This window comes from Sphingobium bisphenolivorans (assembly GCF_000412635.1).
GTDB classification, from domain to species: domain Bacteria; phylum Pseudomonadota; class Alphaproteobacteria; order Sphingomonadales; family Sphingomonadaceae; genus Sphingobium; species Sphingobium bisphenolivorans.
The window spans coordinates 219,331-235,996 of the sequence record NZ_ASTG01000003.1 but is presented as its reverse complement, the minus strand read 5'-3'; the positions used below and the strand labels follow the sequence as shown (position 1 = coordinate 235,996).

Here is a 16,666-nt window from a genome sequence, read left to right as displayed (position 1 = left end):
TGATTGCGGCCCCGTCCGGCTAATAGGCCCTTCTTCCGCCGATCACCGCCGCGACGGTCCGAAGCAGGATATAGAGGTCGAACCAGATCGACCAGTTTTCGATATAATAAAGGTCATGTTCGACACGCTTGATCAGCTTGTCTTCCGTATCCGTTTCTCCGCGCCAGCCGCACACCTGGGCCCAGCCGGTGAGGCCGGGCTTGACCTTGTGCCGCGCGACATAGGATGTCAGCACTTCGCTGAACAATTTTCCGCCGGCCCGTGTCGATGGAGCATGCGGACGCGGACCGACCAGCGACATGTCGCCCAGCAAGACGTTGAGCAGTTGCGGCAGTTCATCGAGGCTCGTCTTGCGCAGCAGGGCGCCGACACGCGTCACGCGCGCATCGTGACGACTAGCCTGCACGATGTCATCGGACTGGCAGCGGTGGACATACATGCTTCTGAACTTGAAGATGCGGAAGTCGCTGCAATTGAAACCTTCCCGACGCTGAACGAAGAATATCGGACCGCGGGATTCAATCTTGATCGCGAGTGCAATCAACAGGAACAATGGTGCGAGGACGATGAGAAGCGCGAGCGACAGCAGCCGGTCTTCAGCCCACTTCTCCAATATGCGGCTGCCATGGATCGGCTTTTCGTGAAGAGTCATTACCGGCAGTTCGCCCAGCAGCATGACGGGCATCCGCGCATAGGCAAAGCCCGCCTTTTCCGGCGCCAAGCGGATCTGGACCGGCGTAATGGAGAGCGCGGCGACGATTTGCCTCAGCCGCGCTTCTGCTGCCCAGGGCAAGGCGATGATCACCTGATCGATCGCGCCCATCCGAATGGCCGTAACAAGGTCTTGGGACGTGCCGCGGAAGGGTATCGGCAATCGCTCCCCCACCCTGTCCTCGTCGCGATCGTCGTAGAAGCCGGTAAGTGCCAGGGTCAGCTTGTCATGATTGACGATGTAGCGAGCCAGGTCACGGCCCTGTTCGCCCGCTCCATAGATGGCACAGCGGCAGTCGAACCAGCCTTGGCGCTTGAGCGCGCGCGCGGTAAGCACCAGGACCAGCCGCAGCAAAGCGAGCAGCAACAGGGCAGCGACGAACCAGATCATGATCCAGCTACGCGGCGCGTTGCTCATCAGGCGGAGCATGAAGCCCAGTGACAAGAGCAATAGCGCCGTGCCGAGCCAGGCATTGAACAGGCGCGACCAGCTTTTGCGCAAGGTAAAGACCAGGCTTGTCTCATAGGCGCCCGTCATCTGGGCGACGATCACGAAGATCGTGCCGCTGACTAGCCCCAGATTACTGGCGCCGACCCACGATAGTCCCTGCACTACGCCGTAGCCCTGCGCAGCCAGCAAAATGCTGACGATGTTGAACGCAACAAAGTCGCACAGCTGCGCGATGGGCGGAAACAGTCCGAGAGAAAGCTCTTTGCGCCGGCGTTCAACGCCGAATGATTGCTCGCGCCGCTGCAGCATCGACCCCTTCCTGCGATGACGATCGGACGCGATTGTCCCGGCAAAAGGATATTACCGGAACAATTGCGTCAGGTCGCGGACCCGGGCGATCCCGATTTGTTGGGATTACCCGGTCCAGGATAGATGTTTAGGCCAATTCCTGACCGGCGGGCAGCATTCCGGTGCGGATCACATAGGCGATCATGTGCGCCCGATTTCGTGTCCGTGTCTTCAGTCGGACATTCTCGATATGCCGCTCGACAGTGCAAGTAGCGATATCGAGCTCCCGTGCAACTTTCTTCGCCGACAATCCGTAGGCGACGAGTTGCAGGACTTCTGTCTCACGATGAGTCAGTTCAATAGCGTTGGAAGTGTTATAATGCGGCATGATGGCCCCCAATTGCTACGCGGAAGCATGTTGCCGTCACGAACAAGCCGAAACTATGACAACATGGTTGCGCAGATCGAAAGAACAACCGCGACCGATCATCTTGCCGTCCGGATATGTCCGACAACAAGATATTGGACATTTTACAAAGACGGAGAGCCCCCGCTAGTTTCGATGTCGTAATCAGGACTAAAGATATTTGCGAGTCGGCGCAATACCCACTTAGAGGGAGGCGAGCCCCTAAAAACAGTCGGATACGGCGCTGGCACTCGCAAAACACCGCAATTCCGGGCTTATTTTTCTGAAAAATTTTTGCGGCCTGACATCAATGCACGGCTTTCTTCTCTACAACGAAGGGTATATTTCCCATTATGGGACATTATCTTCAATGGATATTCCATCACATTCATCGTAAATCTGTGGATATAGACACAAGCACAACATTCGTTTCACCAATATTGGTGTATTGCCGATGAAAGAATGATGCGGTGGTGATCGGCAACGCTGCTTTCGAGGATTGTATACAAGAAACGTGCTGATCTAAGGCGGCATCCAGGTAAATCTAACAACAAGCTGATTTGCTTTTATTCACTAGCCTGTGAGAAGCACGTAAAGAACATAACTTAGCCTGGGAAGCAGGCCGTTTGACTTGAGTGTGATGGGGTAGCTGGATGGAAGATGTCGATCCCGACCTGGAACGCTGGCTGACCCAGCGCGAAATAGAGGTGCTGATCCGCATCGCCAAGGGCCAGTCCGCCAAGGAGATCGCCCAGACGCTCAATATCGCGCCGCGAACGGTGGAACGGCATATCGGCCGTGTCAGGCTGAAGACACGGACCCGCAATCGATCGCATCTGGTCGCCTATGCCATCGCGAAGGGGCTGATCGGCTGATAGCTTGATCTTGCCGCCAGAGAGGCAAGTTATTTATATTCGATGAGGTGGCGCCGGCTGATCCAATAATCAATCTGCCCCTGAAGATGCGGGATCTTGCCCAAGGTCAGAAAGCTTGCCTCCAGCGCGCCCTTCCGCAAGAAAATGCGGCACCAGAGCAGCGGCCACAACGGCCAGCATAGCGGCGATGCCCAGAAGATATTGCTCGCCACATGGCGCAGCAGGCCGCGCGTCTCCCTGCCCCGCAGAACCAGCGCCTGCGCCGTGGCATAGCCGCTACGGCGGTTGCGCTGCCACCATTGGGAAAAGCGCGTCATCGCCGCGTCGTGGACCGTCATATCGGCATCGATCCGCCTGACCTTCCAGCCTTGCTTCCGGATGCGGTGACAAAGGTCTGGCTCCTCCCCGGCGATCAGGTCAGCGGAGAATCCGCCGACTTCCGCGAAAGCCTCCGCCCGGAAAAGGGCGTCGCCGCCGCATGTCTCGACGATGCCGGTGCGCGTATTCCATTCATTGTCGCAGAGCCGGTTATAGGCGCTGCGGTCAGGATAACGCTCCCGCCGGCGACCGCAAGCAACGGCCAGTTCGGGCTCTGCCGCCATGGCCGCGAGCGCCTGCGGCAGCCAACCGGGCGTCAGTTCGCAATCGCCATCGACAAAGTGGATGAAGCGCAGCTGCGGCTTGTGTTCGCGCAGCCAGGCGGCGCCGCTGTTGCGCGCTCTAGCGGCGGTGAAGGGCGTGGCCGCATCCAGCTGCACGACCGGTACTTTCAGCGCTCGCGCACGCTCGACACTGCCGTCGCTGGAGCCGGAATCCACGTAGACGACCGGCGCCTCCTCGCGCAGGACACTGAGGAGGCATCCACCAAGACGCGCGCCCTCATTGCGTCCGATCACGACGAAGCCGACCCTGGCCTGACAGGCCACCGGGTTCATACTCGTTTGATCATCGGATAAATACACGCCCGATGCCCTTCCCTCACAATCCTCCTGGCATCCGCCGTTGAATCACTGGGGGCAGCCAGTCGGCCTTCAGATGATGCAACATGGTCCGCCAGTCGCGCTTGTCGCCCGTGCCCGGGCGCACGCGAAAATCCGTCGTCCGTTCGATCCCGGTTCGGACAGCCGGCGCGGCTGTGTAATAATAGGTTGCGATCGACCGGCGCGTCCGGTCCGGTGGACAGGTGAGCGGATCGGGGTGGCCGTGGAACGTGTCGCGGTCGGTGTTGAAGATCACCGCCCGCCCCAGGACCGGCATGATCTTTCGCTCGGCGACGCGCATCTTCTTGTCCCACAGTTCCAGGCTGCCGCCATAGTCGGGCTTCCAGTCCTCATTGAGGTAGATGAGCAGGTTCAGCCGCCGCTGGACATGCATCTGCTCATGCCGGGGGAAATCGGCATGGATGCTGAGGTGGCCGCCGCACTTGATCTCATGCAGACCTGCCCCGGCATGATAGGGGTCGGCGATGAGCCCCTCTATGCCGGTCAGTTCCGAAAGAAACTGCAGGAAGGCGCGCGAATTCAGCTCCGCGAACAACATGCGGGTGTCGCCGCCGCTGCACTGGTCGGGCCGAAACTGGAATTTGAACCGTTCCTGATCCCGCTCGAAAAACGGCTGCCCTGCATTGTCGGGAAAATCCTGCACGACCTGGCGCAGCAGGTCCGCGTTCAGGAAGTCGTCAATAATGACGTGCGGAAAGGGGGTCGCGGCCGCATAGCGGTCTGCGAGCGAAGCGCCGGCCTCCCGGCACTCGTCAAAGTCGAAGCATCGGTAGCCGCCAATATCGACAAGGTTCAGCAGCGCCATTTACAGCCTCGCTCGATCGTCCGGACACAGCCCGCTTGCAGAAGCGGCCGCTTCATTCGGGCCGATTAAGCGCCTCCACCCCCCGATGCACAAGCGCTGGAAAACGCCTGGTGAGTTCTCCTAATCGAATGCCCCCTGCCGCCCGGATAGAAGCGAAGAAAGGCGATGATCAGTGCCTGGCAGGCATCTATATGGGGCGGCAGTGATGCAGGAAAATATGCAGGCGGTGCATCATGGCGGCTTCGTGCGGAACTCGCCGTTCGCCCGGATCATCGCGCTCGTCACCCGGGACACCAACGTGGTACTGGTGTCGGCGATCCTCAACAATCTGTTGCGGGCGGTAAGCAGCGTCCTGCTGACACGCCTGCTGATGCCAGAGGCGTTCGGCATCGCCGGCATCATCGGCTCGATCTCCTTCACCGCGGCGATGCTTTCCGACCTTGGCTTTCAGGCCTTTGTCGTGCGGCATGAGGATGGCGATGTTCCGCGTTTCCTCGACACGGTCTGGACCGTGTCGCTGATCCGCGCGACGATCCTGAGCGGCCTGCTGGTCGCCTTGTCGGTGCCGATCGCGGCGCTATTCGCCAAGCCAGATCTGGTGCCGATGATCGAATGGTCGGCACTGCTCTTCATCGTGGAGGGGCTTGCCTCCCTAACGCTGCTCACGGCCGTCAGGCAGCGGATGATCCTGCGGCTTTCGGCGCTGGAGCTTGCGTCCATGCTGGTCCAGATCATTGCCAGCCTGCTGTTGGCGTGGTGGCTGCGCAATGTCTGGGCGGTGCTGATCGCGCTGTTCTTCAGCAGCGCCGCCAAAGTCGTGCTGAGCTATGCCGCCTTTCCCAATTCGCGCCGCCGGTTCGCGCTCGACCCCGCCTATCTGCGCGATTTGTGGGGTTTTGCGCGCTATGTGACCGGGTCGAGCATGATCACGCTGCTGCTGATGCAATGCGACAAGCTGGTGTTGGCGCGGCTGATGTCGCTTCAGGATTTCGGGCTCTATATACTCGCGGGCAATCTCGCCGCGGCGCCGATGGCCTTCGCCACCGCCTATACCAGCCGGGTCCTCTATCCCTATTATTCACAGCTTTGGCGCGATGGAACCGGCGACCTGCGCGCGCTCTTCTATGCCAAGAAATGGCTGCCTTCGCTGCTCTACAGCTTTGCGGCCGGCGGTCTGATCGGGTCCGCGCCGCTGGTCATCGACATCCTCTACGATGATCGCTACGCGGTCACGGCGACCTATCTTCAACTGCTCGCCATCACGCCCTTGGTCGCGCTCTCCTCTTACAGCGCGAACGAGGCGCTGGTGGCCGCCGGGCGGATCAGCACGACCTTCCGCGCGAACATCGTCAAGCTGGTCTGGCTCGCCGTCGCGGTGCCCTCCGCCTATTTCGCGGAAGGAGCCGTCGGGCTGGTCGCGGCGGTGGGGCTGATGGAGGTCCCCTCCATGCTGTTCAAATGGGTCCAGCTTTACCACATGGGCATGCTCGACCTTCGACGGGAGATGCTCTTCCTTGGTGCTGGATTGGGCGGGTTCGGCGTGGGGGCCGCCGGGACGATGCTGCTCGCACCCCTATTGCGCTGACACCAGCATCGGCCGTGGGCGAACGAGCGGCGCACGCCGGAGCATGGCGGGCATCCTCCCCTGCACGCTGATGAAGGCGGCCGCAAAGCCGAACAGCGCGAAATTATACATGGCAGGCCGCGTGCCGAAGGAGGTGAAGATCAGCATCTCCATCATGACGCTGATGCCGGCAAAGACGAAGGCGGCTACCTCCCTCTCGGCCAAATGCGATGCGGGCAGCTTGCGATAGCGGCTCATGCCGCCAAGGTAGAAGAGATAACCTCCAACGAAAATCACCAAGCCAATGGCGCCACCGATCAGCATGATCCAGATATAGGCGTTGACAAAGTCGATGATCCCCTCCCCCTGGCGCAGATCGGCGAGCCGAAGGTGCAGCGTGGGCACGGGAAAGCCGACCCATGGGCTGTCCCAAAACTCCTCCATGCCGCGGCGAAACAGCTGACCGCGATATTCCGACGTTTCGCTCGATCCGCCGCTCAGCCCCAGCGTTTCCGACAAGAGATGCGACCAGGATGCCGCCGTCAAAAGCAGGCCAACGCCCGTCGCGCCCAGCACGCTCCATTTGATGAGCGGCAGATAGCGGCTGAGATAAAGCTGCCCGAGGAACAGGGCAAAGGCCATCCCCATCCATGCCCCGCGCGATTGCGGTGCGGCGAGCCCGACGAAGATGATGGCGAGCACCAGCAGATAATGCGGAACGCTCCGAAATTCGCGGCGGCATGCCCAGACCGCGATGATGCAGAGCACCACCACCATCGCCATGGAGGTGGATTCGATGAACGGCCCCCCCGCGCGCAGCAGGCCGCCACGCGACTTGATCAGCATCAGCTGCATCACATGATATTGGTTGTAGAGCGCGGGATAGATCGCCCATCCCCGCGCCGTTTCGTAGATCAGGATGCAGGCGATGGTGATGCCCCCGCACCCGAGCCAAAGCAGGCTCCGCCGCATCTCCGCCACGTCGCGAAGACCGCGGCTGACGATATAATAGGGAAAGCCCAGATCGATCAGCACGTTGAGTGCCAGCCGCAGAAAATTGGGGAAGCTCGTCTCCCGCGACAGCGCGGCAGCAAGCATCAGGATGATGGCGCAGGCGGGGATGTCGAGCCGAAGCGGGGGGCGGTTTCGGCCTTGACTCCAGAAGAGAGCGACGGCGGCGCCAAAGCCCAGCCCGTCATGCACGCCCCAATCGAACAGCTTCAACCCGCCCAATGTGACCGCATTGTCCAGCCCCGGCATCAAAAGCAGGCTCAGCAGATAGACCGGAACGATCCTGCCTATTCCCCTGCCCGCGAATAGCGGCACCCAGGCCAGCATGATGAGCTGCATCAGCCAGTAGGTTTCCAATCCCCAGACGACGACGGGCATCAGGACGACAATCAGCAGCGCGCGCACGCCCATGTCGCGGCGCGCTGGCGTCGACAGGCACAGCAGGTAGATGGTCGCCGCCGCAGCGCTGACCAGGGCGACGTGGAAAGCAGCGTTGATCGCGACATAGATCAGGGCGATGGAACCGGCGGCGAGTGCCGGGGCCGCCATGCTGAACGAGAAGCGGCTCATCCCGGCCGCCTGGTGATGAACTGGCGCACCGCGCGCAGCTTGGGAGCCTCATCGTCGGGCTGGCCGGCATATTCGCGCAGGCCCCAGGCTCCGTAGCTCGCGATCGGAGCGGTGGTGCCGTAAAGGAGGAGATCGCCGCCGATGCGCGCGTCCCACTGACTGAGATATTCCTGATAGAGCCGGCCCATGCGCGGGTCGCGCTGAAGGGCGCGGGCCAGCTTGAGGTCGCTGGTGATGAAATGCTGCCCGCCCTCATAGGTCAGATAACGTTTGCCATAGCGCGCGGCGATTGCCTTGTGCTTGATCGCATCGGACAGGGCACGGTCGATCGCGGCTGGTGTCTGGGCGAAAATCCGATCGAGGTCGCCGACGCGATATTGGTCGAGCCCAACCCAGACATAGGGTGCGGTGGCCAAGGCATCGACCCATTCCGCCGTGTCCGCGTCATCCAGAACGATCGTTGCGAGGTCCGGCCAGTCATTCTGGCTGGATGCCACCCGAACCAGGGTGCGGCGGCGGTCAGCGAAAACATCGGTCCAGATCTGCATGGCCTCGCGCAGCTTCTGCGCATAACGCAGCATCTGTGCCCGCATCGGATCGCCGCCGCCCAGCCCCAGCACCATGCCTTCGCGCTGCGCCTGCTGGGCAGCGTCGAACTGGCCGTTCCACAGCTCGTTCCCTAGTTCGACATAGACGGTGCGTTTGCGGTTGAGCCGATCGTGCACCAGTTGTGCAAACTCCCGAATATAGGCCGGGTCCGCCTGATAAGGGATCAGGAACCACGGATCGGCGCCGGTCAGGTTGGCGATGTCGACCATATCCTCGATAGAGGCGCCACCCGGCCCCGCCTGTGTCGCGCTCTGGGGAACCGGACGGTCCTGCCAGCGCACGGCCAGATTGTCATTGGTGCGCTGCCAGTCGAGGAATCGGATAATCCCGAACTGGCGGATGAAGGAGAGAAATTCGGGGTTGAAGCGCTCAGCGGCGGGGTGGCCGATCAGCCTGCAATCGATGTTGCGCAGCGGGTCCTTGGGATCGGTTTCGGTAAGCTCGATCCATGCGCCCTCATCGTCAGGTCCGGTCGGCCTCAAGTCCAGCATGAAGCCGTGGGCGGTCCGATCCCGCATGGCTGCAACGCCGCCGGCCCTGATCGCGCCTTTCCCATCATATCGGCACCGGACCTGCCCCTTATGGGAGGGCGCAGACGGAAGCATCAGCGGCCGGGGCGCGGTCTGATCGGGGCGCAGGAAACGGATCCAGCCCTGCGCGTCCAGTTGATCCTCGGGAAAAGGGGCCCAGCCTGCCCCGCGCGAGGAGAACCATTCGCTCTGCAGGATGAGGTTGGAATAGACCTGCTGGCGGTTGTAGGTCGCGAGCCCCGACAGGTTGACGCCAAGCCGGGTCGGCCCGGGAGAGGGCAGCAATTCGATCCGCAGCTCCGCCGGCTGGCTTTCATGATAGGGCGTGGGAAGCGCCGACACCGCGATGCCGGCCAGGGCCGCGATGGCGGTCATGGCCGGCAGGACGATGCGGAAAAGCCGCCGCCCATCGCCCTTCCCCAGCCCGCTTCCGTGGCCAGAAGATTTCATTCCGCCCTCCCTCAACCGGAACAAGCCGCCGCCCCGCGCGATCAGGCAGGGCTGGAAACCCCTGTCGAAGCGCGTGGCGGACGCGCATAATGGCGGCAAAGAAGAAGCGCTTCTGCTCCCAATAGGACCCTGGGTTTTATCGGAACGGAATCGCCCGAGTTCCGAAATTTCCCCTGCCGACTATAGCATATGCCGAACCGCCAATTTTCATGCGGCGCCATAACCTTTAGCATAATCCATCAGCATCATCCGGCACGACCCAGACGTGCTTTCGGATGACCCGTGATGAGGGATCGGTGCCGGATGTTGAACGCGCTTGATCAACCCGTGCAATGGTTGAAGGACCTGCCGGCGCGCACCGCGTTGCGGCTGTGCAATCATCCGCAGCTTCGCGAAATGATCGGCCGCCGGCACGAGGCTGAACTCGCCCGGCATCGCCCGCGCATCCCGACCCTCAGCCCGATGGGGAGGCATATCGTCGATGCCCTCGAGCAGGACGGCGTGTTCGTCACCCAGATCGATGCGCTGGACCTTCCGGGCGGGGAAGCAATGATCGACACCAGCGCCCTGCTGGCCTCCCGCTTTGCCGACGAAGCGCATGCGCGGGCTTGCAACGGCCAGAACTTCCTCTATGTGCCGCCGCGGGAAATCGTCGCCCATCCGCGCATTTTCCGCTGGGGGTTGCAGGACCAGCTGCTGGACATTGCGGAGGCCTATATCGGCCTGCCGGTCGCCTATGACGGGGCCATCATCAATTACACCGTTGCCGACGGCCGTGAAGTATCGACCCGCAAATGGCACCGCGACTGGGAAGACCGGCGGATGCTGAAGGTCGCGGTCTATCTGCATGATGTCGACGACGGCGGCGGCCCTTTCCAGCTGATCAGCCGCGATGTCGCGGCGCAGGACGATTGCAGCGGCTATTCCTACGATCTGGTCGATGATGGCGAACTGGCAAGGCGGCTGGGCGGCCCGATCGCGCCCCACATCGTCAGTTGCGAAGGGCTGCGCGGCACCGTCATCTTCACCGACACCGCCCGTTTCTTTCATCGGGGCAAGCCGGCGACCGCGCGCGATCGCGCCGCCATCTTCTACAGCTATTTCGCGCGTCGGCCGCGCCATCCTTTTTTCTGCGAACGAACGGGCATGAAAAGGCGTGATCTTGCGCAACTCGCCCGATATTTGCCGCTGCGGCAGAGGAATGCCGTACTCTGGCGGGGCCAGCTCTCGCCGCTGTGGAAGCTCATTCCCCCCGCCTCTTTGTAATATAGGCTATGATCACGGACGTTTGGATTGCCTGCACCCCTTTCATGATGCAAAATGTGATGGCACATCTCCACGACAGGAGAGATATGTGGCGCATAATCACGTCGATCATCAGATCGGGCCGGAGTCCAACCCGAAGGCGGGGCATCAGCGACGAACGGCAGCAAGCGCCAGACCCCCGGCACGCGGCCGCCCCAACAAGGCAGCGGTGGTGGTGATCGACGCGGCCATTTTGGACGCGGGCTGGGCGCTGTTCACCAGCCTTGGCTTCGATGCGACCAGCATGGAGGCGGTGGCCGAGCGGGCCAGGGTTACCAAGACTACCCTTTATGCCCGCCATCCCGACAAGATCGCGCTGCTGCGAGCCGTCACCCATCATCGGCTGAAGAAATTGTCTCGCGAGGCTTTCGATATCGACTGGATCGCCGGCGATAGCCTGGAGGAGCGGCTCAATCACTGCGCCCGGCTGATGCTGCGATGGGGTGGCAATGAAGAGGTCCGCGCGGCGCTGAGGCTGCTGGACGGTTGTTGGGGAGAGGCGGCGGTCGTGGCGCGGGAGCTCAGCAATGCGATGCGCGAGCCTGTGATCGCCCTGATCGCCCACGCCATCGCCGAGGATGGCGGCGAGCAAGGAGAGGCGCCACAGCGTTCCGAGGAACTGGCGCACGTGTTCCTCGCCATTTTGAAGGTTGTCGCTTCATCGGCGGTCGATCCGTTCAAGCCGACCGAAGCGGAAATCCCGCCCTTGGCCAAGCGCGCTGTCGCCCTGCTGCTGCATGGCAGCCGCGCCTGGTAATCCGGTTGCTTGGCGCCGGTCCCGGCGTTGTAAAACAGACTAAATGCGGTTTCGTACCAATAATGGGGGATGCCGCGAGTGCCCGAAGATTATAAGGGAGCGCATCCTATTGCCCGACAGCAAGTGGATGCGCCCTGCAGCTGTCCCTTGCTTGCAGGGCGCCTTTTTTATGACGCGCTCCCTCGCCCGGTGGAGCCCGGGCTCAACCAGCATAATCGTTGAAGAAAAGAAACGATCCGTGCGGATGGGAATATTTCGGTAGCTGGTGATTCGCACCACCCGGGTTACCCCCAGCGGCGAAGCTTTCCAGTGCGGTGATTTTTCTATAGGTTGTTGCAACGCTTATGGTCGAGGCGACTCGTCTGATAATCGACTGAGCGAGTGCGAGGCGCCTGCATTGGTGGGAGAGGGCCTGTGCCGATTGCGGTAGCCATCACCGTGCTCGTCGTCGCATCCGTCGCCTTCCATTTGTTCAGTCCATGGTGGCGTACGCCAATCGCTTCCAACTGGGGCTCGATCGACTCCGCATTGGACGTGACGCTGTGGATTTGCGCCGCCGCCTTCATCCTGCTCAACCTGTTCATGGCCTGGGCGTTGGTGCGCTACCGCCACCGGCCCGGGCATCGCGCGCATTATGAGCCGGAAAATGCCTCCCTCGAAAAGCGGCTGACGGTGTGGACGGCGATCGGCATCGCCGGCATGCTGGCGCCGGGACTTGCCGCATGGGGCAAATATGTGTCCGTGCCCAAGGAAGCCGCTCTGGTCGAAGCGGTCGGGCAGCAATGGAACTGGTCGTTCCGCTATCCGGGACCGGACGGCGTGCTCGGCGCCGCGTCGGTCAAATATATCACGCCTGACAATCAGCTGGGCCTCGATCCGCTCGACCCGTTCGGCCGCGACGATCTGCTGGTCGAAAGCGGCGACCTGCATCTGCCGGTCGGAAAGCCGGTCAAGGTGGTGCTTCGTTCCAAGGATGTGCTGCACGACTTCTATGTGCCTGAGTTCCGCGCGAAGATGGATCTTGTTCCCGGCATCGTCACCTATTTCTGGTTGACCCCGACCAGGACGGGTACATTCGACATACTTTGCGCGGAGCTGTGCGGAACCGGCCATCATGAAATGCGCGGTAAAGTCGTCATAGAGCCGCCTAAAGATTTCGCGAAATGGCAGAGCGAGCAGACCAGCTTCTCTCAAATACTCGCCGAAGCACCGCCAGCGGCCATGTCGATCCTGTTGCTGAAGGCGAATGCCTGTACCGTGCCCGCTTCCTGGAGCAATCGCTGATGGCTACCACCCTGGCTGACGACCTGCGCCCGCTGCATCATCCGCACAGCTGGGTCACCCGCTATGTCTGGAGCCAGGATCATAAGGTCATCGCGATCCAATACAGCGTCACCGCCATCTCCATCGGCTTGGTCGCGCTGACGCTCTCCGCCCTCATGCGCCTGCAACTGGGCTTTCCCGGAGTCTTTCCCGCGATCCAGCCTGACAATTATCTGCAGTTCGTGTCGATGCACGGCATGATCATGGTCGTCTATCTGCTGACAGCATTGCTGCTGGGCGGTTTCGGCAATTATCTGATCCCGTTGATGATCGGGGCGCGGGACATGGTCTTCCCCTTCGTCAATATGCTCAGCTTCTGGTTCTACCTGCTGTCGGTCATCGTGCTGGTGGTCGGCTTCTTCGTGCCGGGAGGGCCGACCGGTGCCGGCTGGACGCTCTATCCCCCGCAAGCCATCAGTGAAGGGACGCCGGGTCACCAGTGGGGGATAGCAACCATGCTGGTTAGCCTGGCTATTTTCGTCGTCGCCTTCACCATGGGCGGCCTCAACTATGTGACGACGGTGCTGCAAGCTCGCACAAGGGGCATGACGCTGATGCGGATGCCCCTATCGGTCTGGGGCATTTTCACCGCATCGGTGATGGGCCTGCTCGCTTTCCCGGCGCTGTTCGTCGCCGCGATCATGATGCTGTTCGATCATTTTGCCGGCACCAGCTTCTTTATGCCGATGATGCAGTCGATGGGCCGCGTCACGCCGACGGAGGGCGGCAGCCCCCTTCTCTTCCAGCATCTCTTTTGGTTCTTCGGCCATCCCGAAGTCTATATCGTCGCGCTGCCCGCCTTCGGCATCGTGTCGGACCTGATCAGCGTCCATGCCCGCCGCAACATCTTCGGCTATCGCATGATGGTATGGGCCATCACCATCATCGGCGCGCTCAGCTTCCTTGTCTGGGCGCATCATATGTATGTCAGCGGCATGAATCCCTATTTCGGCTTCTTCTTCGCAACATCGACACTGATCATCGCCATCCCGACCGCTATCAAGGTCTATAACTGGCTGCTGACATTATGGCGTGGCGACATTCATCTGCGCGTTCCGATGCTGTTCGCCATCGCCTTCATCTTCACCTTCATCCATGGCGGCCTTTCAGGACTGTTCCTCGGCAATGTCAGCGTCGATGTCCCGCTGTCCGATACATTCTTCGTCGTCGCCCATTTCCATATGGTGATGGGTGTGTCGCCGGTGCTGGTGATCTTCGGGGCGATCTACCACTGGTACCCCAAGATCACTGGCCGCATGTGGAACGAAACACTCGGCAAGCTCCATTTCTGGATAACCTTCCTTGGCGCCTATGCGATCTTCCTGCCGATGCATTATCTCGGCATTTTGGGCGTGCCACGCCGCTATTATGCGCTCGGCGAAACCGGCTTCATCCCGGAGTCGGTGCATCTGGCGAACGAGTGGATCAGCATCGCCGCGCTGATCGTCTTCGCCGGCCAAAGCCTCTTCTTCGTCAACATGATCTGGAGCCTGTTCAAGGGACCCCGCGCCGACCCGAACCCCTGGGGTGCGGCGAGCCTGGAATGGCTCACCCCCCAGACGCCGCCCGCGCACGGCAATTGGGGCGCAAAGCTGCCCGTGGTCTACCGCTGGGCCTATGACTATAGCGTTCCCGGCGCGCCGCGGGACTTCATCCCGCAGACGGAGCCGCGCGCATGACACTGCTCGCCCGCCTTACCGAGAAAAGCTGGGAAGGCCCTGCGCCGCTCGACATTCGCGACCGCCCGTCAGCGGGAGCGGTCGGCCTCGTCACCTATTTCGCGGTGGCGCTGGTGATGTTCTCCCTGCTGATCGCGGCCTATCTGATGCGGATGGGGCTGCACAGCGCCATGGGGCATGCGAGTGATGACTGGACGCCGATGCCCGATCCGCCGCTCCTCTGGGTCAACAGCACGATCCTGCTGCTCAGCAGCGCCGCATGGGAAAGGGCGCGCCGCAGCGTCGGCGGTCAGGCGACGCACTGGGCGATGATAGGTGCGATGCTCGGCCTCGCCTTCCTTTGCGGCCAACTGCTGCTGTGGCGCCATTACGCCCAGGGCGGCTACTATCTCGGCGCCAATCCGGCTAACGCCTTCTTCTATCTGCTGACCGCCCTGCACGGCTGCCATATCGCCGGCGGCCTCGCCGCCACTGCCCGAGCCTTTGCCCTACAGAGCCTGCGCGCGATCGGGCTGTGCGCCCTCTATTGGCATTTTCTGCTCGCACTCTGGATTATCCTTGCCGCCCTGCTTCTATCGACCTGAAGATCGGAGACGCCGCCCATGTCCCGAACAATGCCGGACAGACAAGATCGGGAGGTCCTGAGCCCCACCCTGCGCGAGATCGCGGCCGATTGGTCCGCCGATCAGGAAGTCTTCCGCCACACCCATTGGGGCAAGGCGATGATGTGGATCTTCCTGCTGAGCGACACCTTCATCTTCTCCTGCTTCCTGACCGGCTACATGACGATGCGCGCCTCGGCTGTCGAGCCCTGGCCCAATACGGCGGAGGTGTTCGCCCTCACCATCGGCGGCCAGTCCATTCCGCTGATCCTGATCGCGATCATGACCTTCGTTCTGATCAGCTCGAGCGGCACCATGGCGATGGCGGTGAATTTCGGATACCGCCGCGACAAGCGAAAGACTGCCACGCTGATGCTGCTGACCGCGCTGTTCGGCGCGACCTTCGTCGGCATGCAGGCCTTCGAATGGTCGAAGCTGATCCTGGAAGAAGGTGTGCGCCCCTGGGGCAATCCGATGGGCGCCCCGCAGTTCGGCGCCAGCTTCTTCATGATCACGGGCTTTCACGGGCTGCACGTCAGCTGCGGCGTCATCCTGCTGCTGATCATCGCGTCCAAGGTCGCGCGGGGCCATTATGACCGCAGCGGCGACTATAGCGCGGTCGAGATCGCTGGCCTTTACTGGCATTTCGTCGATTTGGTCTGGGTTTTCATTTTCGCCTTCTTCTATCTCTGGTGACGCCCATGAAGCATGACATTCCCGCCCAGGCGGCGCACGACACGCAGCAGCATCCGATCAGCCTCTATCTCAAGGTCTGGGGCTATCTGTTCGTGCTGAGCGCCATGTCCTACATGGTCGATTATATGCATGTGGAAGGGATTGTGCGCTGGACGCTGATCATCCTTTTCATGCTGCTGAAGGCGGGATTGATCCTGTCGATCTTCATGCATCTGGCGTGGGAGAGATTGTCGCTGATCTATGCCCTGCTGGTGCCGCCGCTGGTGCTGCTGGTGCTGGTGCGGATCATGACGATCGAGGCGAACTACGCCTTCTGGACGCGGGCGATCTTCATGGGCGGGGGAGGCTAAAAGCCATGAACCGGATGCGCGCGCTGGCGATCAGCCTTTGCGTCGGCGGGGCGGCGGCTACGCTGCTCGGGCTCGGCTGGTATTCTGACAAGCTTTATTCGCGGGGCGAGCGAGGTGCGCTTGCCTATCAGCCCGACGAGGCGCCGCCCCGCGTCGATCTCGCCTCCGTGCAACGGGACTGGCCGCAGAGCCTCGGGGCCGACGGAGCCCGCCTGATCGCCTATCATCGTAGCATGCGCGGCAAAACGCCCGTGCTGCCCGGGAGCGCTCAGACGGCCCCGGCAGCGCCACCGCCTGACCTTGACACATTGCTCGCCACGGCGGACCCGGGAGCCGGCAAGGACAAGATCAGGGCCTGCATGAGCTGCCATGACTTCACGCAGGGCGGACCGAATCGCATCGGTCCTAATCTGTGGGGCGTGGTTGGCCGGACCGTCGCGGCGCACGCAGGCTTTGCCTATTCGCCCGCGATGAAGGGGCATGGCGGAAGCTGGAGTTACGAGAATCTGTATGATTTTCTCGGTTCGCCTGCACGCGAAGTGCCGGGTACGAAAATGTCCTTTGCCGGGTTGAGGCGGCCCGAGGATCGGGCAGCGGTGATCAAATATCTGGCGAGTTTGAGGAGCGATTTGCCGATGCCCAAGGCTGCGACGGGCGGAAATTAAAGAGCATAGATGACTATT

16 protein-coding genes are annotated in these 16,666 nt (G+C 61.6%); 10 read left to right on the top strand and 6 right to left on the bottom strand.

Annotated elements, in window-relative coordinates:
* Nucleotides 1–19 precede the first annotated feature (19 nt).
* The gene (locus L858_RS19540; RefSeq protein ID WP_022681753.1) at nucleotides 20–1,471 is read right to left on the bottom strand and encodes an undecaprenyl-phosphate glucose phosphotransferase; all 1,452 of its coding nucleotides are present in this window, start codon (nucleotides 1,469–1,471) and stop codon (nucleotides 20–22) included.
* A gap of 127 nt (nucleotides 1,472–1,598) precedes the next feature.
* Nucleotides 1,599–1,838: a response regulator transcription factor gene (locus tag L858_RS0103455; RefSeq protein WP_022681752.1), complete on the bottom strand. Its 240-nt coding sequence runs from the start codon at nucleotides 1,836–1,838 to the stop codon at nucleotides 1,599–1,601.
* A 671-nt stretch (nucleotides 1,839–2,509) separates the two neighbouring features.
* Here L858_RS0103455 and L858_RS0103450 point away from each other — a divergent pair.
* Entirely contained in the window at nucleotides 2,510–2,731 is a 222-nt protein-coding gene (locus tag L858_RS0103450) for a response regulator transcription factor (protein ID WP_022681751.1), read from the top strand.
* Nucleotides 2,732–2,760: 29 nt separating this feature from the next.
* On the opposite strand, the gene L858_RS0103445 is transcribed toward L858_RS0103450, so the two are convergent.
* Complete coding sequence (locus L858_RS0103445; protein WP_022681750.1) at nucleotides 2,761–3,666, bottom strand: glycosyltransferase family 2 protein; 906 nt, start codon at nucleotides 3,664–3,666, stop codon at nucleotides 2,761–2,763.
* A gap of 43 nt (nucleotides 3,667–3,709) precedes the next feature.
* Nucleotides 3,710–4,537, bottom strand: a complete 828-nt coding sequence (locus L858_RS0103440; protein WP_022681749.1) for a 2OG-Fe(II) oxygenase — start codon at nucleotides 4,535–4,537, stop codon at nucleotides 3,710–3,712.
* 205 nt (nucleotides 4,538–4,742) lie between these two features.
* Here L858_RS0103440 and L858_RS19535 point away from each other — a divergent pair, with 205 nt between their 5' ends.
* A complete protein-coding gene (locus tag L858_RS19535) occupies nucleotides 4,743–6,122 on the top strand; it encodes an oligosaccharide flippase family protein (protein WP_022681748.1) in 1,380 nt (459 codons plus the stop codon).
* Here L858_RS19535 and L858_RS19530 read toward each other — a convergent pair.
* Both L858_RS19530 and L858_RS19525 read right to left on the bottom strand, forming a co-directional pair.
* Entirely contained in the window at nucleotides 6,111–7,682 is a 1,572-nt protein-coding gene (locus tag L858_RS19530; RefSeq protein ID WP_022681747.1) for an O-antigen ligase family protein, read from the bottom strand. The genes L858_RS19535 and L858_RS19530 overlap by 12 nt on opposite strands.
* Nucleotides 7,679–9,271 (bottom strand): hypothetical protein, encoded by a 1,593-nt coding sequence (locus L858_RS19525; RefSeq protein WP_022681746.1) that lies wholly within the window; start codon nucleotides 9,269–9,271, stop codon nucleotides 7,679–7,681. Before L858_RS19525 ends, L858_RS19530 begins: the two co-directional genes overlap by 4 nt.
* A gap of 303 nt (nucleotides 9,272–9,574) precedes the next feature.
* On the opposite strand from L858_RS19525, the gene L858_RS0103420 reads away from it, so the two are divergent.
* The 8 genes from L858_RS0103420 (at nucleotide 9,575) to L858_RS0103385 (ending at nucleotide 16,648) form a co-directional block, all read left to right on the top strand.
* Nucleotides 9,575–10,537, top strand: coding sequence for a phytanoyl-CoA dioxygenase family protein (locus L858_RS0103420; protein ID WP_022681745.1), 963 nt, complete (start codon nucleotides 9,575–9,577; stop codon nucleotides 10,535–10,537).
* Nucleotides 10,538–10,625: 88 nt separating this feature from the next.
* Complete coding sequence (locus L858_RS20920) at nucleotides 10,626–11,333, top strand: TetR/AcrR family transcriptional regulator (protein WP_022681744.1); 708 nt, start codon at nucleotides 10,626–10,628, stop codon at nucleotides 11,331–11,333.
* Between the two features lie 414 nt (nucleotides 11,334–11,747).
* On the top strand, nucleotides 11,748–12,617 hold the full coding sequence (locus L858_RS0103410; RefSeq protein ID WP_022681743.1) for a cytochrome c oxidase subunit II: 870 nt from the start codon (nucleotides 11,748–11,750) through the stop codon (nucleotides 12,615–12,617).
* The gene (locus L858_RS0103405; protein ID WP_022681742.1) at nucleotides 12,617–14,335 is read left to right on the top strand and encodes a cytochrome c oxidase subunit I; all 1,719 of its coding nucleotides are present in this window, start codon (nucleotides 12,617–12,619) and stop codon (nucleotides 14,333–14,335) included. The genes L858_RS0103410 and L858_RS0103405 overlap by 1 nt, the downstream gene beginning before the upstream one ends.
* The gene (locus tag L858_RS0103400; RefSeq protein ID WP_022681741.1) at nucleotides 14,332–14,919 is read left to right on the top strand and encodes a cytochrome c oxidase subunit 3; all 588 of its coding nucleotides are present in this window, start codon (nucleotides 14,332–14,334) and stop codon (nucleotides 14,917–14,919) included. The genes L858_RS0103405 and L858_RS0103400 overlap by 4 nt, the downstream gene beginning before the upstream one ends.
* A gap of 18 nt (nucleotides 14,920–14,937) precedes the next feature.
* On the top strand, nucleotides 14,938–15,633 hold the full coding sequence (locus L858_RS0103395) for a heme-copper oxidase subunit III family protein (protein WP_051132584.1): 696 nt from the start codon (nucleotides 14,938–14,940) through the stop codon (nucleotides 15,631–15,633).
* Between the two features lie 5 nt (nucleotides 15,634–15,638).
* Entirely contained in the window at nucleotides 15,639–15,983 is a 345-nt protein-coding gene (locus L858_RS0103390; RefSeq protein ID WP_037504308.1) for a cytochrome C oxidase subunit IV family protein, read from the top strand.
* A 5-nt stretch (nucleotides 15,984–15,988) separates the two neighbouring features.
* The gene (locus L858_RS0103385) at nucleotides 15,989–16,648 is read left to right on the top strand and encodes a c-type cytochrome (RefSeq protein ID WP_022681738.1); all 660 of its coding nucleotides are present in this window, start codon (nucleotides 15,989–15,991) and stop codon (nucleotides 16,646–16,648) included.
* The last annotated feature ends 18 nt before the right edge of the window (nucleotides 16,649–16,666 follow it).